This is a genomic window from Acinetobacter sp. V115_6 (genome assembly GCF_031799025.1).
GTDB classification, from domain to species: Bacteria; Pseudomonadota; Gammaproteobacteria; order Pseudomonadales; family Moraxellaceae; genus Acinetobacter; species Acinetobacter pittii.
The window spans coordinates 15,148-37,825 of sequence record NZ_JAVQNO010000019.1 but is presented as its reverse complement, the minus strand read 5'-3'; the positions used below and the strand labels follow the sequence as shown (position 1 = coordinate 37,825).

The following is a 22,678-nucleotide window of genomic DNA, read 5'->3' as shown; positions in this document are numbered from 1 at the left end:
GAAACTTGTTCATATGACAATAAACTTAAATAATTTTTATCATTGGTTTAAATTTTTACTATTGTATTTATTTTATAAAATTTCAATATATAATTTGGAGTAGTATCTATGTCCTAAAAAATACATAAGAAAATATCTAATAATCTTTTTAATTAAAAAAATGCACTCTAATTGAGTGCATTTTTTCTTAAAAAGTAACTTATGACGCAGCTGTTAATGCTGAAACCTTTGAACAGGACTTAGCTGCATATTTAGCATCAATTGTTGTTTCACAAGTCCATGTACCATCTTCTGCACGATGCAATTGAACTTTATTACCTTTAATACCCGGATTACCTGTATTGAAAGTAATAACAATGTTACCAGTACCAGCCGTTGTTGATTTCTGTTGAAGCTCAATCGTACCGAAAGATGGCTGAACAATACCAATCCCTTCTTTTAAACGCTGATCAGGGATGAATGGTGTTGTAACCACCCCATTCGTTTTCACTTCTGCCTGTTCTGCTGTTTTTCCATCGGGGAAGAAGCCATTTTCCATTACGTAATTTTCTAAACCAGTTTTGTTTGATGTCAATGTTTGTACTGCAGCTGCCACATTTGAACGACCAACATAATTTTGATACTGTGGAATTGCAATCGCAGCCAAAATACCAATGATGGCAACTACGATCATAAGTTCAATTAATGTAAAACCTTTTTGTGCATTCATAGCCTTTTCCCCAAAGATTGTATGTATGTTTTTATATAAGCTTTTTCAGCTATCAACTATGTTGCAGTATCTATGCCAACTTTTATTACTATTTAAAAACAAATACTTACATTGAATTTAATTATTGTTAGACATATAATTCCTGTAAATAATTGACAAAAAATGTCATATAAATTTTTATGAAAACACTTCACGCATTAAAAAAAATAAATTACACAATTCAAATTTTATGTTTATTTATGTGAACAAAATCTCTTTAAAAATAAATAAGTAGGTGACATTTTTTGTCAGTCACCTTTAAAAGTAAAATTATGAAATTAGCTAATATAGGAATATTAAAAAGCGAGTTAATTAAGGATAATCGGAGCATTCCCCAATTCATTGGATTGATCTGGCATGTTCTCATCATAAAAACGTGACAACACCTCTCCAATTTGTTGTACGCCAATCACTACAGCTTGTTGATATTGTTGTTGTTTAAGCTTTTGTACCATTACTTCACAAATCTGTTGCCAGACTTGCTCTTTAGTCGCATTTCTAATACCACGGTCAAATATAATTTCTACTGTTCGTTCACATAAATTTAGGTATAACAATACGCCACTATTTAATGCAGTATCCCAAACGCCTAGTTCTGCAAATAATTGCTGTGCTCTTAAACGAGTATTCTGTCTATATGCTTGTGACACTGGAATATGGCCTTCAATTACAACCTGTATTTCTCCAACATGCCCATGTTCTGCTTGCTGTACAGCATCTGCAATAGCTTGCTTATCTTGTTTTGAAAAATAACGACTACTGGCAGGTAAATAGCATAGATGTTTAAACCAACGTTTTATGCTGGGCTCTACAGATTCCTCAATTTTTGGTTGAGTAATAATTTGTGTTGTTTCTGATGTTGTTACCATGAGCCTGAAGCACCTCCACCGCCAAAACGACCTCCGCCACCACCATAGCCTCCGCCACCTCCGCCGAAGCCTCCTCCGCGTCCGCCACCGCCAGAACCACTTAAAATGGCCTGTAAAATAAGTTGGGCAATTGATGTAATGAGTAAAAAGAAAATACCAAAACCAAGTAGTAAGCTAGTGACTAGCCCTGCCCCATTTACGAATCCTGCTACCGCAGCAGCAACCCCTGCTGTAGATGCACTAAGCGGACGACCAACAATAAACGAACCCACAATTCCAGCAACAAGGATAAATAAAGCCATCGTCAGCGTTGTCTGCTTGGCTTGCTGTTCTTCTGCAGCTTGATGCTGACGTTCTTTTAAATCTTGCGCAGCTTGCTGAGCAACTTCTGGATCTAAATTTAAAATTCTTCCGATTTCATCAATACCTGCACTCAAACCTTGTGCATATTGGGTTTGTTTAAAATAAGGTGTAATTTGGTTTCGAATAATCCGACTTGCCACAATATCCGGCAACACACCTTCTAAACCATAGCCAGTTAGTATTTGTATACGGCGGTCATTTACAGCGACTGCAATGAGTAATCCATTATCACGTTTAGATGATCCCAATTGCCATTTTTCACCAACACGTAATGCATAATCAAAGATATCTTCTTGGCCCGTAGTCGGTACAATCACAATGCCTATTTGCGCCTTACCTTGCTGGTATAAATTTAAAATTTTCTGATTAAGTTGCTGCTTCTCAGCTTCGCTTAAGATATTGGCTTGATCAATAACAGGCTGGTTTAAAGTTGGCAAACCACGAATTGATTCCCCATCAGCCATATCATTCGCAACTTGGACTTGAGGAGCAGGGCTTGAAGCAGCTTGCCCTTCTAGTTTAGTTGCAGTAGCTTGAGTTTGTTGCTTTTGAATAATTTTGCCAGCAACTATTGCGTCTGCCTCATCGGTAGCAGTTGCAATATTACTTTCACTCCATGCCGTATTCTGAAAAAGAACACCACAACAGAGCAAAATTAAGGTCGAAATAAAGACCTTAATTTGCTTTGATTGAAGCAATAGAGTATTTCTCATACGGCACACTCCTTTGATTTATAAAATTAATCAAAAGAAACTTTTGGAGCCTGTTGTGCGGATGCTTCTGCAGAGAAATTGGCTTTTGGATGCATACCAATTACTTTTGCTGTTACTGCCTGAGGGAACTGACGCACATATGAGTTATAGTCTTGTACTGTTGTAATGTAACGATTACGTGCAACAGCAATACGGTTTTCCGTACCTTCAAGCTGAACTTGTAATTCTTGGAATTGAGTATTGGCCTTCAAATCTGGGTAATTTTCCGAAACAGCAATGAGTCGAGATAATGCCCCTGTTAATTGACTTTGAGCCTGTTGATATTTTTCAAGTAAAGCCGGATCTTCTAAAACTTCTTTATCAACTTTTAAACCTGCCACATTAGAACGTGCCTGTGTCACTTCGGTTAATACTTGCTCTTCGTGCTTAGCATAGCCTTTAACGACGTTTACAAGGTTTGGTACCAAATCTGAACGACGTTGATATTGGTTTTGTACTTCAGACCACGCTGCTGTTACAGCCTCATCTTTTACTTGTAGAGTGTTATAGCCACATCCCGAAAACAGTAAGGTACTGGCAAGTGTTGTTGCGATCGCAAATTGTTTCAACGTTTTCATCGTCACATTATCCTCAAGTTTTTCTTTATATTTTTAACCTCTTTACCTGATTGTATGATGAATTAGACATTATTGTGTTGCTTTTATTTTATTGATTTTAAAAAAACCGGACTTTTAAATCCGGTTATCTATTAGCTCAATCGCTGATCTTTTTCTTGTTCAAAACTTGCCATTTGATATTCTTCTGCTAAAGAGCTTTTCCAATAATTAACCATCCTGCCATAATCCTTTTGACTCGGATGAAAGTCTTTTTTGTAATATGCGAAGTATTCAGGCATTAACTGCATAAGCATCTTAATCAGTAAATATAATCCAAATAAATTACCCCCCATTTTAGGTAAGCTATTCCATTTATCTTGCCAAAATAAACGAGTTGTCCCATAAAAAGCGAGGCTCGCAAATCCTGTAGTGACGCTACGCATGAGTAAACGACGGATACGATCATCACCATATACATGTTGATAAACATCAAATGCGACCGAACGGTGTTCAATTTCTTCAATCGCATGCCATACCCAAAGTTTTAGCGCATCTTCATCTAGGGTTTTTAATAACTCTGGATGTTGTAAAACATATCCCCCAAGTAAAGCAGTGAAATGTTCAAATGCACACGTCAACGCCAATTGCAGCTTAGGTGGAATTGTTCTTAAATATTTATCGCGCTCATTTAGCCAATTTTGAAAATTGTCCAGATTATAATCATCACGTCGCCAAGCTTCATTAAACTCACCATGTGCTTTGGAATGCATGGCCTCTTGTCCAATAAACGCCGCAATTTGTGCTTGTAGCTGAGGATCTGAGACTTTATTACGCACATTACGTACGCTATTTACAAAAAATTGCTCACCCACCGGAAACGTTGATGAGAGTGCAGTTAAAAAATGCGACATGAGGGGTGAATTTGCAAAATAGTGGCGCTTGATCGCCTTTGGATTAAATTCAAGACGACGTACTGTAATACCCAACGCTTTTCGACGATTTAAATATGATTTTTCTGCCGTCATATCTGCGATGTTCATATTCAACACCTACTGTATTGAAGAAGGAAGTTTTGAGTATGTCGCGAGCTTAAAAAGCTAAAAAGGGCAAAAAAGCTTATTATATTTGCCAAAAACATCAAAGTGACTAATGGTAGACAATAAAAAAGCCTACTTGAAGTAGGCTTTTTGAGTGTTTTAACAAATTAATTTATTAAACACCAAGATAATCCAAAATGCCTTCGGCAGCTTGACGGCCTTCCCAGATCGCAGTAACGACAAGGTCTGAGCCACGTACCATATCACCACCAGCAAAGATTTTCGGGTTTGATGTCTGGAATTTGAATTCTTGCTTTTCAGCTGCGACAACACGGCCTGAACCATCAAGATTAATATTCACATTACCAAACCAGTCTGCTGGGCTTGGGCGGAAACCGAAAGCAAGTAAAACTGCATCAGCTGGTAATACTTCCTCAGAACCCGGAATTGGCTCAGGGCTACGACGGCCACGACTATCTGGTTCACCCATTTGTGTCGTTACCACTTTTACGCCTGTCACCTTGCCATTTTCACCAACGATTTCGACTGGTTGGCGATTGAATAGGAATTTCACACCCTCTTCATAGGCATTTTTTACTTCACGCGCAGAACCTGGCATGTTGCTTTCATCACGGCGGTATGCACAAGTTACATCGTGAGCACCTTGGCGCAATGAAGTCCGGTTACAGTCCATTGCGGTATCCCCACCACCTAGAACAATCACCTTTTTCCCATCTAAGCTGATGTATTCACTTGGATCTTTTTCCCAACCTTGACAACGATTCACATTAGAGATTAAGAAATCAAGTGCATCATAAACACCATCAAGATCTTCACCCGGGAAACCACCTTTCATGTAGGTATAAGTTCCCATACCCATGAATACTGCATCATATTCTGCAAGTAATTCATCAATCGTGATGTCTTTACCAATTTCAGTATTCAAACGGAATTCGATGCCCATACCCGTGAAAATTTCACGGCGGCGTTTCATGACATCTTTTTCCATTTTAAATTCTGGAATACCGAATGTAAGTAAGCCACCAATTTCAGGACGCTTATCAAATACAACTGGTTTAACACCACCACGAGCTAGAATATCCGCACAGCCTAAACCAGCAGGACCAGCACCAATAATTGCAACTTTTTTGTCAGTCCATTTTACGCCTGACATATCTGGACGCCAGCCTAAAGCAAAAGCTGTGTCATTGATATATTTCTCAGCATTACCAATGGTTACTGCACCAAAACCATCATTTAAGGTACAAGCACCTTCACACAAACGGTCTTGTGGGCATACGCGACCACATACCTCAGGTAGTGTGTTGGTTTGATGACAAAGCTCAGCAGCTTGGAAAATTTGGCCTTCAGCGATCAGTTTTAACCAGTTTGGAATGTAGTTATGTACAGGACATTTCCATTCGCAATATGGGTTACCACAGCCTAAACAACGGTGAGTCTGATTAGTGACAGTTTCCGATGTAAAAGGTTTATAAATTTCCACAAATTCTGCTTTGCGGACAGTAATATCTTTTTTCTCTGGATCTTGGCGTGGTACATCCAGAAATTGAAAGTCATTATTTAGGCGTTCTGCCATGTCTCTCTCCGTGGGTAGGCGCGGATTTCCTTGTTGCCCGCACCTGCCTATGTCTTTGCAGTCGTGGAATTATTGTGGGTCAGCTTGTGTTGTTTTCAAAAGCGTTTGCAAATTAGCAGCTTTTGGTTTCACAAGCCAGAATTTACGGCTGTAGAAATCGAACTCATTGCGGATTTTATAAGCCCAAGCACTACCAGTTTCTTTGATATGCTCATCGATAATACGCAACAAGAACTCTTTATGATCTTCCATAGATTCTGTTGAGATACGATTTAAATCAATCAATTCGTGGTTGTAGTAATCTACGAAGTCATTATCGAGGTCAAGTACATAAGCAAAACCACCAGTCATGCCCGCACCAAAGTTATGGCCTACTTTACCAAGTACAGTCACAACACCACCTGTCATGTATTCACAGCAGTGATCACCCGCACCTTCAATTACAGCAAATGCGCCAGAGTTACGAACTGCAAAACGCTCACCCGCTGTACCTGCTGCAAAAAGCTTACCGCCAGTCGCACCATACAAACAGGTATTACCAATAATTGCTGTGTTTTGTGTTTGGAAAGGCGAACCTTGTGGTGGGAAAATCGAAATACGACCACCCGCCATACCTTTACCTACATAGTCGTTTGCATCACCTTCAAGACGGATGTGTAAACCACCAGCATTCCAAACACCAAGAGACTGACCAGCTGTACCAGTTAAGTTCATTACAACTGGATGTGCTTCCATACCCAAGTTGCCGTAGCGACGAGCAATTTCACCCGAAACACGAGCACCGATTGAGCGGTCACAGTTCACGACGTTGAAGTTGAACTGACCACCAGCGCTTGACTCAATTGCAGGAAGCATTTCAGCGACCATTCTCTCAGCCAATACACCTTTATCAAATGGTGCATTACCTTCTACTTGACAGTATTGTGCTTTACCTTCAGCAGAAGGATGCGAAGTTAACAGAGCACTTAAATCAAGGTGAGCATGTTTTTCAGTCTCGCCCGGTAATACTTCAAGCAAATCAACACGACCAATTAAGTCTTTCAATGAAGCAACACCTAATGCAGCCAACCATTCACGAGTTTCTTCCGCAATAAAGTGGAAGAAGTTGATGAGCATTTCTGGCTCGCCAATGTAGTGCTCTTGACGTAAATGATCTTGTTGAGTTGCAACGCCGGTTGCACAGTTATTTAAGTGACAAATACGGAGGTATTTACAACCTAGAGCGATCATTGGTGTTGAACCAAAGCCGAAACTTTCAGCACCTAAAATTGCTGCCTTGATTACATCAAGACCTGTTTTTAAACCACCATCAGTTTGTACACGTACTTTTCCACGCAAGTCGTTTACACGAAGTGCTTGATGCGCCTCACTCAAACCTAATTCCCATGGAGAACCCGCATGGTGAATTGAAGAAAGTGGAGATGCTGCGGTACCGCCGTCATAACCTGAAATGGTAATGAAGTCTGCATAAGCTTTTGCAACACCAGCAGCAATCGTACCTACACCTGGCTCAGATACCAATTTCACCGATACCATTGCTTTCGGGTTAACTTGTTTCAAGTCAAAAATTAACTGAGACAAATCTTCAATTGAGTAAATGTCGTGGTGTGGAGGAGGTGAAATTAGCGTTACACCCGGTACCGAGTAACGTAAACGTGCGATTAAGCCATTTACTTTACCACCCGGTAACTGACCACCCTCACCTGGTTTCGCACCCTGAGCAACTTTAATTTGCAATACTTCAGCAGAAGTTAGGTATGCAGGAGTTACACCAAAACGACCAGATGCGATCTGTTTGATTTTCGAGTTACGAATTGTGCCGTAACGAACAGGATCTTCACCGCCTTCACCAGAGTTAGAACGACCACCAATCGTGTTCATCGCGATTGCGATTGCTTCGTGTGCTTCTGGAGAAAGAGCACCTAAAGACATCCCTGCCGAGTCAAAGCGAGGCAAGATATCTTCAACTGATTCAACTTGCTCAACTGGAATTGAGTTCGTTGTTTTTAACTTAAATAGGTCACGAATAGTCGCTACTGGGCGGTTATTCACCAGCTCAGCATATTCTTTAAAGTCTTCGTATTTACCAGAGCGAACGGCTTTGTGTAATGCGTTAATCACATCTGGGTTGAACGCATGATATTCTTTATCAAATACGAATTTGAGCAAACCACCCTGATCAATTGGCTTACGATTTGACCAAGCTGTCGCTGCTAATTTTTTCTGGTCTTTTTCAAGGTCAGCAAATGTTGCACCCTGAATACGGCTTGGAACACCTAAGAAACACTGATCTACCACTTCTGATGATAAACCTACTGCTTCAAATAGCTGACCGCCACGATAAGAAGCAACTGTAGAGATACCCATTTTTGAAAGAACTTTTAATAAGCCTTTCTCAATACCTTTACGGAAGTTTGCTTGAGCATGGATTGGGTCACCTAAAAGCTCACCTTTAGCGATCAAGTCATTGATCACGTCATATGCAAGATATGGGTAAACAGCCGTTGCACCAAAACCAAGTAATACTGCAAATTGATGCGGATCACGTGCAAAACCAGTTTCAACCATGATATTTGCATCAGTACGTAAACCAGTTTTGATGAGGTAATGATGTACCGCACCTGTTGCAAGTGCTGCGTTTGCTGGCAGTAAACCTTGACGGATATTTTTATCTGTTAAAACAATTAAAGTTTTGCCATCACGAACCGCTTGCGCCGCTTCTTCACAGATACGCGTGATCGCAGCTTGCAAGCCTTCTTCTTCAGCATAGTTTAAATTGATATCAACTGCTTCATAACCCGGACGCTCAATGCTACGGATTTGCTGCATTTTTGAATTTGACAATACAGGGCTAGAGATGATGATACGGTCAGCATGCTCAGGGCCTTGCTCAAATACGTTTTGTTCACGACCTAAACAGGTTTCAAGCGACATTACAATTGACTCACGTAGCGGGTCAATTGGCGGGTTTGTCACTTGAGCAAACTGTTGACGGAAGTAATCTGTTACGTGGCGTACTTGACGAGACAATACAGCCATTGGCGTATCATCACCCATAGAACCAACAGCTTCTTGTCCGCTTTCCGCAATTGGACGTAACAACTGGTCGCGCTCTTCAAATGTCACCATAAACATTTTTTGAGCCGCTTTTAAAGCGTCGCCAGTTAAGCCTTTATCGACTAATTGCTCTTCAAGTTCTGGGTTTGCATTTAAACGGATCGCATGATCACGCAACCACTCACGGTACGGACGCATGTTTTTCAAATGTGTACTAACATCTTTAGTATCAAGTACTTTGCCTGTTAAGGTATCAACTACCAAAATTTGGCCAGGACCTACACGACCTTTAGAAACTACGTCTTCAGGCTCATAACCCCAAACACCGATTTCAGATGCCAAAGTAATGTAATCATTTTTAGTAATTACCCAACGCGCAGGACGCAAGCCGTTACGGTCAAGCATACAGATTGCATGACGACCATCTTGAATAACAAGACCTGCTGGGCCATCCCAAGCTTCCATATGTTTAGAGTTGAACTCATAGAATGCGCGTAAGTCTGCATCTAAAGTTTCTACGTTTTGCCAAGCTGGTGGTACGAGCATACGTAAGGCACGGAATAAATCCATACCACCACCTACTAAAATCTCAAGCATGTTATCTAAGCTTGAAGAGTCCGAACCCGTACGGTTAACGATTGGGTTAAGCTCAGTAAGACCTGGTAATAATGGGTTTTCAAATTTAGGAGTACGCGCCAACGCCCAGTTACGGTTTGCTGTAATTGTGTTGATTTCACCATTATGAGCAAGGTAACGGAATGGTTGAGCCAACGGCCAACGCGGTAATGTATTAGTAGAGAAGCGTTGGTGGAATACCACGATATGTGATTTTAAGCGCTCATCTGCTAAGTCTGTATAGAACTCAGCAATTGCAGCCGGCATCATCAAGCCTTTATAGCTGATTACTGTCGAACAAAGCGTAGTCACATAGAATGACGGATCATTTTGTAATTGTTGTTCTGCACGACGACGTGCCAAGAATAATTTACGGTTAAATTCAACTTCAGTTACGCCCATTGGACAGTTCACAATGACCTGTTCAAAAGCTGGTAAAGATTGAAGCGCAATTTCACCTAATGCATCGTTATTTGTAGGGACAACACGCCAAGCCAGTACACGTAGGCCATCTGACTCGATTTCTTTCGTTAAAATATTTTTAGAATGTTGCGCTAATGCCGGATCAGTATTTAAAAATACAGTACCCACAGCAAAAATTTCACTCAGTGTAATATCACTCAGTTTTTTTGCTTCATCACGGAAAAATTGCTTTGGCATCGCCAATAATAAGCCGCAACCATCTCCCGTCTTGCCATCTGCGGCAATACCACCACGGTGCGTCATGCAACTTAAACTGTGAATCGCGGTTTCAACTAGATGATGACTTGATTCACCCTTCATATGGGCAATCAGTCCAAAACCACAGTTATCCTTAAACTCATCAGGTTGATATAAACCTTGAGCGGGAGCTACAGTATTAGGCGATGGCATGTGCATAGCGTACCCTTCTTTCAATAAGGCTCTTTCGAGCGTCAAACAAACAACTTCTTTTTGCGATAGTGCCTACGGACGACAGTTAGCTCAATGTTTCACAAAAAAAATTTTTGGGCTGATAAGCCAATATACGCTGTTCCATTTTTACGTACACTGGTTTTTGCTAGAAAAATGTTTTGACTTATTTCGCACTCTTTTAAAGCAGTTCGACCCCTCGATCCTGCATAGAATTTACTCTTTAGAGCGCTAAAATAGTTTACAGCACATTAATAAGCACAAGAATAAAGCAAAAACTATGCCAATGTTATTTTTTGCAATTAAGTATTTATAATTGTTGAAAATAGATCGATTTTATTCGCGTTATCATTTTAATAAATGACTAAATATGCACCACATGTGATCAAAAAATATATATGACTATTATTATTGCACCATATTTGTGCGATACATCCTTATAATTAATTACCTCTTGTGCCCTCATTTGTTGCATTTTTTGCTGTAGGTTCTGTTGTACGATTCTGTTGAGCCTTTTTAGCCACATCAACTGCCGAATTAGACTGATGCACATCCACAACATTCCCCTCAGCATCTCGACGAATAATGGTTGTACGAGTTGTAGAGTTTGTGGCTGGAGCCGTCACTTTAGGTTGTGTAGCCACGCCGCCCCCTAGGAGTAAGGACTCATCAATTTTAGGCAGAGCAGCTGGACGTAACCGCACTTCATAAGTTTGGCTAATACCACCCTTCATTTCATCCGCCCCTAAATCATTGACTAATGGCGCATAGGTCGAAAATTGTTGCGGTTGGGGTTTAATTGATTCAGGTAAATCAAGATTAAGTTGGGTTAACTGCTGAATTGCATCTTCAGAACGTTTAAATACACCATATGTCAAAACATATTGTTCAGATTGCTTATCTCCGCTTAAACGGAAGTAGATAAATTTATTTCGTTCTGGACGATTTTTTAAAAAGTTTTTAATAATATCTTCATCAGACGCACGGAAAAGCTCAAGCGTCCATTGTTTCTTGTTTTCATTAATAAACTTTGTACCGCGGAACTCTGCCTCATGCTGACCAGACGCAACCGTACGGGTTGTTAAATCAAGAGGCCTCACCTCATCAGCTAGTGCCCCTAAATTTGCAGTTGTTGCTACCTTCTCTGGCTGAATTTGCACTGGCGCATCCGAATCAGCTGATTTTTCAACTTCAACCAGCTTTTTACTATCGGTCATTACCCAAAAAATAAAAGCGAGCAACAAGCAGACGATACCACCCACCAACCAGATATATTGTTGAACATTCTGCCAAAGTGTACGTGATACAGTCATGTGTTACCTTAATTTATTATCCGTGTTGATTTGCTAAAATAGCTTGTTTCATGAGTTCAACATCAAAGTCTTTAGTAATTACTGCTTGTCCAAGTTGTTTTAACAACACTAAACGTAATTGACCATTGAGAACTTTTTTATCATGCGCCATATATCCAAGGAATTCATCCAATGGAATTTTTGGACATGATATCGGCAAATTAGCGCGTTGAATAATTTTTTTTGTACGCTCTACATCATCGCTTGAAATCCAACCTAAACGTTGTGATAAATCAGCCGCCATCACCATGCCTGTCGCTACTGCTTCACCATGCAACCAAGTGCCATAGCCAAGGTAAGATTCAATCGCATGACCGAAAGTATGACCCAAGTTGAGTAAAGCTCGTTCGCCTTGCTCTTTTTCATCGTTAGCAACAATACGCGCTTTATGAGCACATGAACGATAAACAGCTTCTGCTAAAAGTTCAGCATCTCGCCCAATTAACCCATCCATATTCTGCTCTAACCAAACAAGAAAACCAGCGTCACCCAACAAGGCATATTTAATGACTTCTGATAATCCGGCAGATAACTCTCGATCTGGTAAAGTATCGAGTTGAGCCATATCAGCCAAAACAACTTGAGGTTGCTGAAATGCGCCCAACATGTTCTTACCAAGAGGATGATTAATCCCCGTTTTACCACCCACACTTGAGTCTACTTGTGAAAGAAGTGTAGTCGGAATCTGCACAAAATAAACACCACGTTGGAAACATGCTGACGCAAAACCAGCCATATCCCCAATAACACCACCACCCAAAGCTAAAACCGTACAATCACGATTAAAACCAGCTTCAAGTAAAGCATCAAAAATTAAATTTAGATGTTGAATATCTTTATATTTCTCACCGTCTGGCAAAATACAAGTCGCTACAGTTTTACCTAAACTTTTTAAAGCTTCTTGATAATGAGATAAATATAAAGGAGCGACCGTTTCATTACTCACGATCATGACCTGTTGACCATGAATATAAGGCTCAAGCAACTGCTTAGGATCAAGTTGACTGCCAATAAAAATAGGATAACGGCGTTCGCCTAATTCAACATGTAAAGTTTGCATGAGTTTATAAAACCACAAGTAAGTTTGGCTATTTTAGCGGGTTGGACAAAATAAGTTGCAAAATCTTTTGAGCAAGATCACGAGCAGCACCCTGATTGGTTTCAATCGTGTAATGCGCAACTTCACGATATAAAGGATCACGTATTTTCAACAAATCACGTAATTTTTGTTCAGGGTTTTCAACTTGTAATAGAGGTCTATTTTTATCGCGGTAAGTGCGTTGTAATTGTAGTTCTACAGGAGTGTAAAGATAAACAACAATACCACGTTGCTTTAGAAATTCGCGATTGGGTGCTTGAGTAATCGCACCTCCACCTGTCGCCAACACTAAGGCTTTACGGGAAGTCAACTCATTTAACACTACTGTTTCACGAGTACGAAATCCAAACTCCCCTTCTTTCTCAAAAATCCAGGGAATAGTGGCACCTGTTTTGCGTTCAATTTCATGATCACTATCTAAAAATTCACGCCCTAATAGTTCGGCTAAATGACGTCCAACGGTTGTTTTTCCTGCCCCCATGGGCCCTACCAAATAAATATTTGGCAGGGTTTCAAACGCTTTGCTTGGCAAGGCGCCACCTATTTCAATTGCTTTCATTAAAAAATATATTAATGATTTCTCACCAAAGTGTCATTAACAATTCGTGGCGTAACGAAAATCAGTAACTCTTGCTTATCATCAGATTTCACATCTTTTCTAAATAAACGCCCCACTACAGGAATGTCTCCAAAGAAAGGAACCTTGGTTTGAGAGTTAAGGGTTGTCTGCTCAAAAACACCACCAAGAATGACCGTTTCGCCATTATTCACCAACACATTTGTCTTGATATTATTTTTATTTAGGATCAATTCACCATTAGGAGCCGCACCCGAAACCGAATCCTTTGAAATATCCAATTTCATTTGAATTTTACCATCAGGCGTAATGCTCGGGGTAACATCTAGGCTTAATAGTGCATCTTTAAAAGAGGTACTTGCTGTAGCACCAGCAGCAGAATTAGTTGTGGTTTGATATGGGACCTGTTGACCTGTTGCAACTTTTGCAGGCTGTTTATCTGCAGTCATTACTTTAGGGGTAGAAATAACCTCACCATAGCCATCAGCTTGTAATGCAGAAAGTTCAAGATCAAGCATAAAATCAGACATACTAATCAAGCCAAAGGCAATACTCCCAGCCGGATTGGTTACACCTAAATCGACATTTAAGTTATCTGGACGTTCAATCGTGTATTTCCCGTCGTCATCCGGTTCTCTTAAATTCCAAAGCGTTGTATCACTACCACCCACCAGCAAATTATTATTACTGTTTACCCCTTGGGATAGTATTCCCCATTTAACGCCGAGCTCTTTAGTAAAAGAAGTAGATGCTCTTACAATTCGCGCCTCAACCATAACCTGTTTAACTTGTACATCCAACAGATCAATCATTTTACGAATTTGATCAATCGACTGAGCCGTATCATTAATAATTAAGGTATTGGTACGATCATCTTGAGTAATTGTTCCACGGGGACTCAATAAACTTCCTACATTATTACCTAAACTATCAACACCAGTATTTAAATTAGTAGATGTAGAATTTCCACCATCAGATGTGCGCTGCATACCATTGCTATTATTTGAGCCTTGAGTAATTAAACTCATAATATCCTGAGCTTGCGCATATTTAAGTTGAATATACTCAGTTTGTAATGGGGCTAATTTCACGCTCTGTGCAACAGCTTTTGCTTCTTCTTCTTCAGCCTTGATCAGTTCCGCAACTGGAGCAATCCAAATTACATTTCCATTTCTGCGTTTATCTAAATTTTTAGTTTTTAAAATAATATCAAGTGCTTGGTCCCATGGTACATCTTTTAAACGTAAAGTGATATTACCTTGCACACTATCAGCCGCGACCATATTAATACCAGTAAAATCAGCAAGTAACTGTAAAACGCGACGAACTTCAATATCTTGAAAATCGAGAGAAAGCTTATTACCAGAGTAATTAGGCGTCTTATATAAAGAGGTTACATTTTTGTCCTGCGGACGCTTGAGACTAATGGTCAATTTATTTTCTGCCTGATAAGCCATATATTCATAGCTACCAGTAGATTGAATCGTAATAACGCCATTGCCTTTTTCATTATAAGATTCAATTGTCGAAACAGGGGTTGCAAAATCATTTACATTTAAGCGTTTAGCTAGATGTGTAGGAATTTTAGAGCCTAACGTTCTTACTACAACTTTGCTACCTTGTTGTTGCACATCAACAGGGGTATTACCTCCCAACAAGTCAATAACGATAAGGCCTTCCCCTTGACTACCGCGTTGGAAGCCGATGTTTGAAACACCTTGGGTTTGCATTGCACTTGCTGATACAGGTTTAGCTACAGCTTGCGCAGAATTAATCTTTAAAATAAAAGTGTTGCCTTCAATACGAGTAGTAAAAGCACCTGCCTCTTTCAAATTTACAGTTAAACGTGAACGCTGATCATCGGAGCTTACATCGACCGAACTCGCTTCATTCGTTTTAATCGCTACTTTTGACTGTATTAAATTCTGCTGCGCTTTATTAAAATCTAAAATCAAACGTGAAGGATTCTCAAGCTGATAGGCCTGTGGTTGCGGTGGCAAGCCATTAAATATCACTCGAATTTCTGTTCCCTGACCCGTTATTTGCATCGGTACAATATTAGTCATGCTGACCTGTGCAGATGCAACCTGCATAATTGCAATCGCCACAGCTCCCATAGAAAACTGACGGAATACGTGATTCATTGTCTAACCATCCCCAATAAATAATCTTTAAAAATAATTTTTTCTTTGTTATTCCCTAAATTTTAGGGTGCGGGTCCAATTAACACTAAGGTTCTTGGTCTCTCCACATAGCCTTCTCGCCCATCAGGGACAATCTCCACCAGATCAATCTGAGTAGGACCAATATGGGTAATTCGACCTTGATTCATCCCGATATAATTCCCTACCTGTACTCGCTCAATTTGATGATCAGGTGTTTGGATCAGAGCCATGACTTGCCCGCGGCTGTTACGCATACTTCCTTTCATATTTAAGGACTCTAATGCATAGCTTTCGAGTGGCTGTGGTGCTCGTGAGAAATTCGGATATACTCGTTTCCCCGCCATAATTTTGAGCTCAGCAGCAAGTGAGCTTGGTAAAAATGGGCTCTTTAACTGATGGGCTGCATAATTAAATTGTGGCACAGGCGTAAAAACAGGCGCTGGTTCTATGGCTTGTGGTGGCTGATTACGTATATCGGCCATTTGCTGATTTACAGCATCGATTCTAGAGTCGCATCCAGCTAAAGCTAAACATGCCAAAATAGAAAGAGAAAATTGTTTAAGTTTCATCGTAATTCTCCTATTTCGGCTGTGTGTTAGCAGTAGAAGAATCAGGGGCTACCGAAGAAGCCGAAGCATTTTTTTCCTGATGCTCAGGATTTTCTACAGCACCCATATAGCGATAAGTTTTTGCTTTGATAGAATAATTAAGAACAGGAATATCTGATTTACCATCCTTAACAGGAGCAGCTTCAACAACAAAATCATGCATCGTCACAATACGTGGCAACGCCGCAATACTGCTAACAAAAGCACCGAAAGCGTGATAATCCCCAGTTGCTTCGATAGTAATAGGCTGTTCAATAAAAATTTCCTGCTTCACTTCATCTTCTAAGCGGATATTTTTAAACTTCAGACCAGAATTCACCCCCGTTAAGTTAATATCTTCAACTAAACTTGGAATTTCGGTTTCTTTTGGCAATTGTTCTAACTGCTGATTGAAGTTGGCTTGCATCTCTTGAAGTTGAAGCTGGTATTGCTGCAAGTTGCGTAATTTTGAGTCTTTTTCTCGAAACTCATTTAATAAATTACTTTCTTGTGCCTGAGCATTATCAATTGCTTGTAGCTTTGGTTGAATAGCAACAAAATACCCCAAAGCCAATACAGCAAAGAAAATAAAAATCCAACACGTAATTTTCACAGATAATGGCCAGCTGCCATAACTGTTCATATCGAGCGTGTTAAATTGCTGAAGAAATTTTTCTAAGGTGATCTTTTTTTTCTTAGATGGAGCTTGTTCTAAAGACAGTTCATGAAGTTCATCAGGACTCATTTTGCTACCTCCTTATCCGTACCTACAGACGTATTGGCGGTATCATCTGTTGTAGTCACCCCCATTTCCCCTACATCAACAGTAACAACAAAACTGCCATAGCTATCTTCAACTCTAGGAAGCAAAGAACTCACAGCCTTATCTTTTTTCTCTTCGGTCGCCAAAAAAGAATTCATAAATGCGTTGCGATACCATGGTGATGCCTCGAGATTACGTAATAACTCTGCAACAGTATTTGGACTTTCCGCTTTACCTTCGATGGTGAATTTATCTCCAGTTCGACTAAATTTAGTCAAATACATGGCTGCAGGAGTCACACGAACCAATTCATCCACTAAACGTACAACAACTGGACGCTGGCTTTGCAATCCTTGGATGAGCTTCATACGCTCAATAATTGCGTCACGCTGTTCTTGCAAGCCATTTAAGGTTTTAAGTTGTTGATCTAGATTCTGGTTTGTACTGATGATGAGCTGATTTGCTTGTTCTTGATCATTTAATTTTTGATTCAAATAAAACCACCCTGAAAATACAGTGGTTATCCCCAAAACAACGACCCCAAGACATAAAATAATAAATTGTTTTTTACGCTGCTCCCTAAGCCCATCTCGCCAAGGGAGTAAATTAATTGTTGCCATTAATCAAAACTCCTTAAAGCCAAGCCACATGCCACCATTAATGAAGAAGCATCATTTTCAATTTTTTGAATGTCGACTTGAGGAGAGAAACCCATTTGTAAAAACGGGTTGGCAATAGTGACTCGGTAACCAAGTTTTTGCTGCAACAATTTAGCAAGCCCTGGAATGTTGGCATTACCACCCGCTAGCAAAATATGGTCAATTTCATTGAATTGCGATGAAGAGAAGAAAAATTGTAGAGATCTAGCAGCTTGCTGCACTACAGCATCTAAAAATGGTTCTAAGATTTCGATGTCATAATCATCTGGCAAAGAACGTTCTTTTTTAGCACGCCCCGCTTCTTCTAATGACAAACCATAACGACTTTGAATTTCCAAAGTAAGCTGTTTACCACCAAAGACTTGTTCTCGGGTATAAATGATTTTGCCATTTTGCATAACCGATAATGTGGTCATGGTATGACCGATATCTAAAATACCAATGGTATTTGCACCCATGGGTAAGCTATCAGCAAACACACTAAAAGCACGCTCGACAGCATAACTTTCAACATCAGCAAGCTTAGGCGTTAAATCAACCAGCTCCAGTACTTCTACACGTGTTTCAACATTTTCTGTTCGTGTTGCGACTAAAAGTACATTCACACGATTTGGATTCGGCAGTCGATCTGGCAAAACCTCAAAATCGAGGCTCACCTCATCCAAAGGGAACGGTATATATTGCTCCGCATCTAATCGAATCTGAACTTCACGTTCATCATCGTTCATATCTGCATCCATTTCGATGGTTTTATGGATAACCGTCGATGTTGGAACAGCAATTGCAGCGTTAGTGGTGTGGGGATTTGCTAAATTCATCGCCCGTTCTAAAGCTTCTGCAACTGCTTCTGGATTCAAGATATTTTTTTCAACTACACTGTTCTCAGGTAAAGGCGTCAAAGCATAGCTTTCTACCCAATATTTACCGTTCTTAACAGAGAGCTCTAACAACTTAACAGAAGTCGAACTAATATCGACGCCCATTAACCCCTTATTCGGTTTACGATATAACCTGAGCACACTATTGTCCTATTATTTTTTTATCCCCAAAAAAAATTACAAACCAATAATCTCGGTCTTTATTTTTACACGGATACAATATCTCATCTAACAATCCGCATGTCTAAAGGCTATACTGACCACAATTAGTTTGTATTCGATCTTATTAAAGCTTACTTATCATGAAAAAGCTATCCAGTTTGGGCTTCGTGCGTCCAATTTTTTTGATCATTATTATTATCTTAGTCTCACTTCCGATGGGCTTTTATGGCATGTATCTCTATATCGCCCCATCGCTTCCAGAAATGAGTTCACTAAAAAAAGCTCCCCTTTTAAAACCATTACAGGTCTACACTTCAGACAAGCAACTGATTGCCGAGTACGGTGGTAAGCTTTCTATTCCGGTTGAATACAAACAAATTCCCCCTGCTTTTATTCATGCATTTTTAGCAGCAGAAGACTCTTCTTTCTTTGAACATAGCGGGATCAGTTTTAAGGGTTTAGGTCGTGCTTTGAGCGAAAGTGTGACGGGTTCAGATGTGCAAACTGGTGGTTCAACAATCACTATGCAAGTTGCAAAGAACTATTATTTGAGTCCAGAAAGAACCCTAAAACGTAAAATAACCGAAATCTTTTTGGCTCGAAAAATTGAGCAAAATTTATCTAAAGAAGAAATTCTCAGCCTCTATGTGAATAAAATCTTCTTAGGGAAAAATGCGTATGGTATCGCGGCAGCAGCCAAAATTTATTACAACAAAAGCATTAATGAGCTCAGCATTGCTCAAATGGCGATGATCGCTGGTTTGCCAAAAGCACCTTCCAAATATAACCCTGTAGTTAATCCAGAACGCGCTCTCGAACGACGCAACTGGATTTTAGGCCGTATGTTACAGCTGGGTTATATTTCTCAAGCAGAATATCAAAAAGGTGTAGCAGAACCGATTAACCTAAACATGCCCAATCGGGATTTAAATAATATTCATCCCTATGCTGGTGAAATGGTTCGTTCAGAACTTGTAAAGCATTTTGGTGAACAAGCCATTGATTCTGGCTATAAAGTCTACACAACAATTAATGCTAAACGCCAAGCTATTGCAGAAAAAGCTGTGCAAGATGGCCTTGAAGCTTATGACCGTCGTCATGGCTGGCGTGGTGCAGAAGCACATGACAAACCATTAAGTGAATTTAGAGCATATGCCAACACTTATCCTGCACAAGTTACTAAGGTAAATAGCAGCTCTTTTGAAGCATTAATGCAAGATGGCTCAACTGTTACTGTTCAGTGGTCAGGCATGTCATGGGCACGCCCCTATCGCAATGCAAATAGCGTAGGTGGCGCTCCTTCACGTGCATCTCAAATTGTTAAAGTTAAAGATATTGTTCGTTTACGCCCAAATGACAATAAAACAGCTTGGTCTTTAGTTCAGGTTCCAAAAGTTCAAGGTCAACTCATTGCAATTAACCCGAATGATGGGTCAATTGAAGCAATTGTAGGTGGCTATAACTTCTACCAATCAAAATTTAACCGCGCCTTACAAGGCTGGCGCCAACCAGGTTCCACGATCAAGCCATTCCTCTATGCTTTAGCATTAGAAAGAGGCATGACACCGTATAGCATGGTGAATGATAGCCCTATTACGATTGGCAAATGGACACCGCGAAACTCTGATGGCCGTTACTTAGGCATGATCCCATTACGTCGTGCTTTGTATTTGTCTCGTAATACCGTATCAGTAAGACTTCTACAAACAGTGGGTATTGAACGTACTCGTCAGTTATTCATGGATTTTGGTTTACAGGAAGACCAAATTCCACGTAACTACACCATTGCCTTAGGTACTCCTCAAGTACTACCAATTCAGATGGCAACTGGTTATGCAACGTTTGCAAATGGCGGTTACCGTGTTCAACCGCATTTCATTCAACGTATTGAAGATGCTTATGGCAAAGTCATTTATGAAGCTAAACCAGAATACGCATGTATTCCATGTATTAACGCGCCTGACACAACAGATGATGAGCAAAAGGCTAAAACAACCGATGATGAAGTCATCGAAGTTACAAATAAAGACGTAGAGCAGAACGAAAAGGCCGCTAAGCAGCTTAATCTTAAACAGACTGATAAAAACAACAGTCAATATCGCCAAGCTCAACGTATTTTAAAATCAAGCTCTGCTTACGATATGGCGAACATCTTACGTGATGTAATTGAGCATGGTACAGGTCGTGCTGCGCTTAAAATTGGCCGTAGTGATTTAGGTGGTAAAACAGGTACTACGAATGATGCAAAAGATGCATGGTTTGCAGGTTTCAACGGCAAGTTAGTGACTGTAGCATGGGTTGGATTTGACCAACCGACTACGCTTGGTCGCCGTGAATATGGTGGTATTGCTGCATTACCAATCTGGATTAACTTTATGGGGCAAGCATTGCAAGGTACGCCAGCAGCTTGGGTTCGCTTAGATAAAGATGCTCAAGGCCCTATTTCCCGTGACAAACAACAAACCGTTACTGAAGTAGGCGATAAGAAAACTTATCGTGCGGCTCCACCACTGGCACGTCCGCTCTATCGTCCAGCACCGCCTCAACCAAAACTGAGCAATGACAATGACTTTTCCGATTTACCAGGTGAAGAAATTGTTATTCCATCTAAAGCTGCACCTCCTGCTATGAAACCTTCACAGGAGCCTGTGCCTAAGCGTGAAAAAGATGAACTAGAAAATCTGATTAATCAGATTGAATAGCAAAAAAGAAGCCATCATCAGATGGCTTCTTTTTTGCGCTCTTAAAATAGATCATTAGATGGCTTTTTTATTGCGTTTCTGAAAAACATAAATTTGAAAAGACGCCGTTACTTCTAATTGCGATTGTTGCTCTAACTGCAAACGACGCTCGGGAGAAGCCTTATAGGCATAAGGCGTCATAGCAATCAGATTTTTTAAGGCCTGTTGATCAAGCACAAAAGGCGTATCAATAATTTGCTCTTGTTTTAGCTCAAACAAATCTTGCAGCTGCTCTACGAACTTTTCTGGTGTATGTGGGTTCACTTGCTCAAATAAAGCTTCACGCATTGCATACAAATGTTCAGAAGCAGGCGTGACAACAATTAAATAACCCTCATCTTTTAAAACACGTGCAATTTCTGCTTGCGGAATTGGGCTAAATAAACTGGTGCAAGCATCCATACTCTGATCTAACACAGGTAAAGTTGCTCCTGTTCCCACCACCCAAGTTACTTCAGTGTTGAGTTTTGCCGCACGTTGTACCGCGTTTTTTGCAATATCAACTCCAACACACTGTTCAACGACTTGTTGCATAGCACTTGTATAGTAGCCCTCACCACATCCGATATCGAGTATTGCTTTTACATCTAGTTGCTTTAATAAAGCGACTACAGCCTGTTGTAAAGGCTGATAATAACCACTTTGCAAAAAAGCTCGTCGCGCATCTACTGACTCGGGTGTATCCCCTGGATTTTTACTATGTTTATGTTGCACCACATGTAAATTGACATAGCCTTGTTTAGCTACATCATAACTATGTCCTTGCTCACATCGCCAAGTTCGTTCAGTTACATTTAGAGGCTGACGACATACAGGACACATTAAAATTTGCTTAGCCACTTTTAATTATTCTCTTGTTCTTTTTGTTGTAAATAAGTCTTTGCGTGCAGTCCCACAAAGGTGCGACCTGCATTTGTACCATTAATCCATTCATCTACCTGAAACAAATCAAACAGACCTACTTTGACTAAAGTTGGAATTGCGATCTTTAGCTCTTCCTCAATTTGTCCTCTTTGACCTGCATTATATAATTCAATATTGTGCAGCATTGTCGCTACAGTTCCTGTTTGCACCTGACTTCCATCTTTAAGTACAACTTGAGGTAATACTTCGCCCTCTCCAACTACTTTTTGATTAATCACAGATAATTGGTCTAGACCAGCAACTTTTGTCATTCACCTCTCCAATAAAAAAAGCCAGTAGAACTGG

General features: G+C 40.1%; 18 protein-coding genes. 1 reads left to right on the top strand and 17 read right to left on the bottom strand.

Annotation, left to right across the window (positions count from 1 at the left end):
• Positions 1–199: 199 nt before the first annotated feature.
• From RMA94_RS06905 to RMA94_RS06835, 15 genes are all read right to left on the bottom strand, one after another.
• Positions 200–709, bottom strand: coding sequence for a pilin (locus tag RMA94_RS06905; protein WP_000993727.1), 510 nt, complete (start codon positions 707–709; stop codon positions 200–202).
• A 347-nt stretch (positions 710–1,056) separates the two neighbouring features.
• Complete coding sequence (locus RMA94_RS06900; protein ID WP_130173027.1) at positions 1,057–1,617, bottom strand: TPM domain-containing protein; 561 nt, start codon at positions 1,615–1,617, stop codon at positions 1,057–1,059.
• Entirely contained in the window at positions 1,611–2,693 is a 1,083-nt protein-coding gene (locus RMA94_RS06895; protein ID WP_311082336.1) for a TPM domain-containing protein, read from the bottom strand. Before RMA94_RS06895 ends, RMA94_RS06900 begins: the two co-directional genes overlap by 7 nt.
• Before the next feature lie 26 nt (positions 2,694–2,719).
• Positions 2,720–3,310, bottom strand: a complete 591-nt coding sequence (locus tag RMA94_RS06890) for a LemA family protein (RefSeq protein ID WP_002117090.1) — start codon at positions 3,308–3,310, stop codon at positions 2,720–2,722.
• A gap of 131 nt (positions 3,311–3,441) precedes the next feature.
• Positions 3,442–4,329 carry a metal-dependent hydrolase gene (locus tag RMA94_RS06885; RefSeq protein WP_311082334.1) on the bottom strand — a complete coding sequence of 296 codons (888 nt, stop codon included), beginning with the start codon at positions 4,327–4,329 and terminating at the stop codon, positions 3,442–3,444.
• A 172-nt stretch (positions 4,330–4,501) separates the two neighbouring features.
• Entirely contained in the window at positions 4,502–5,923 is a 1,422-nt protein-coding gene (locus tag RMA94_RS06880) for a glutamate synthase subunit beta (protein ID WP_002117101.1), read from the bottom strand.
• Positions 5,924–5,992: 69 nt separating this feature from the next.
• Positions 5,993–10,468: a glutamate synthase large subunit gene (gltB, locus tag RMA94_RS06875; RefSeq protein WP_213689808.1), complete on the bottom strand. Its 4,476-nt coding sequence runs from the start codon at positions 10,466–10,468 to the stop codon at positions 5,993–5,995.
• Between the two features lie 461 nt (positions 10,469–10,929).
• The gene (locus RMA94_RS06870; protein WP_206218632.1) at positions 10,930–11,799 is read right to left on the bottom strand and encodes a hypothetical protein; all 870 of its coding nucleotides are present in this window, start codon (positions 11,797–11,799) and stop codon (positions 10,930–10,932) included.
• 16 nt (positions 11,800–11,815) lie between these two features.
• A complete protein-coding gene (gene aroB, locus RMA94_RS06865; protein ID WP_311082332.1) occupies positions 11,816–12,898 on the bottom strand; it encodes a 3-dehydroquinate synthase in 1,083 nt (360 codons plus the stop codon).
• Positions 12,899–12,926: 28 nt separating this feature from the next.
• Positions 12,927–13,496: a shikimate kinase AroK gene (gene aroK, locus RMA94_RS06860; protein ID WP_002116987.1), complete on the bottom strand. Its 570-nt coding sequence runs from the start codon at positions 13,494–13,496 to the stop codon at positions 12,927–12,929.
• An 11-nt stretch (positions 13,497–13,507) separates the two neighbouring features.
• Complete coding sequence (gene pilQ, locus RMA94_RS06855) at positions 13,508–15,658, bottom strand: type IV pilus secretin PilQ (protein ID WP_304594769.1); 2,151 nt, start codon at positions 15,656–15,658, stop codon at positions 13,508–13,510.
• Between the two features lie 62 nt (positions 15,659–15,720).
• The gene (locus RMA94_RS06850) at positions 15,721–16,248 is read right to left on the bottom strand and encodes a pilus assembly protein PilP (RefSeq protein WP_068563956.1); all 528 of its coding nucleotides are present in this window, start codon (positions 16,246–16,248) and stop codon (positions 15,721–15,723) included.
• A 10-nt stretch (positions 16,249–16,258) separates the two neighbouring features.
• On the bottom strand, positions 16,259–17,011 hold the full coding sequence (locus tag RMA94_RS06845) for a type 4a pilus biogenesis protein PilO (RefSeq protein WP_017387054.1): 753 nt from the start codon (positions 17,009–17,011) through the stop codon (positions 16,259–16,261).
• A complete protein-coding gene (locus RMA94_RS06840) occupies positions 17,008–17,649 on the bottom strand; it encodes a PilN domain-containing protein (RefSeq protein ID WP_199977017.1) in 642 nt (213 codons plus the stop codon). The genes RMA94_RS06845 and RMA94_RS06840 overlap by 4 nt, the downstream gene beginning before the upstream one ends.
• Positions 17,649–18,707 carry a pilus assembly protein PilM gene (locus RMA94_RS06835; protein WP_199964076.1) on the bottom strand — a complete coding sequence of 353 codons (1,059 nt, stop codon included), beginning with the start codon at positions 18,705–18,707 and terminating at the stop codon, positions 17,649–17,651. Before RMA94_RS06835 ends, RMA94_RS06840 begins: the two co-directional genes overlap by 1 nt.
• A gap of 161 nt (positions 18,708–18,868) precedes the next feature.
• Here RMA94_RS06835 and ponA point away from each other — a divergent pair, with 161 nt between their 5' ends.
• A complete protein-coding gene (ponA, locus tag RMA94_RS06830; protein WP_311082328.1) occupies positions 18,869–21,430 on the top strand; it encodes a penicillin-binding protein PBP1a in 2,562 nt (853 codons plus the stop codon).
• A gap of 54 nt (positions 21,431–21,484) precedes the next feature.
• On the opposite strand, the gene RMA94_RS06825 is transcribed toward ponA, so the two are convergent.
• Positions 21,485–22,309: a putative RNA methyltransferase gene (locus tag RMA94_RS06825; RefSeq protein ID WP_311082327.1), complete on the bottom strand. Its 825-nt coding sequence runs from the start codon at positions 22,307–22,309 to the stop codon at positions 21,485–21,487.
• A 2-nt stretch (positions 22,310–22,311) separates the two neighbouring features.
• Positions 22,312–22,644: a hypothetical protein gene (locus RMA94_RS06820; RefSeq protein WP_002116981.1), complete on the bottom strand. Its 333-nt coding sequence runs from the start codon at positions 22,642–22,644 to the stop codon at positions 22,312–22,314.
• Positions 22,645–22,678 lie beyond the last annotated feature (34 nt).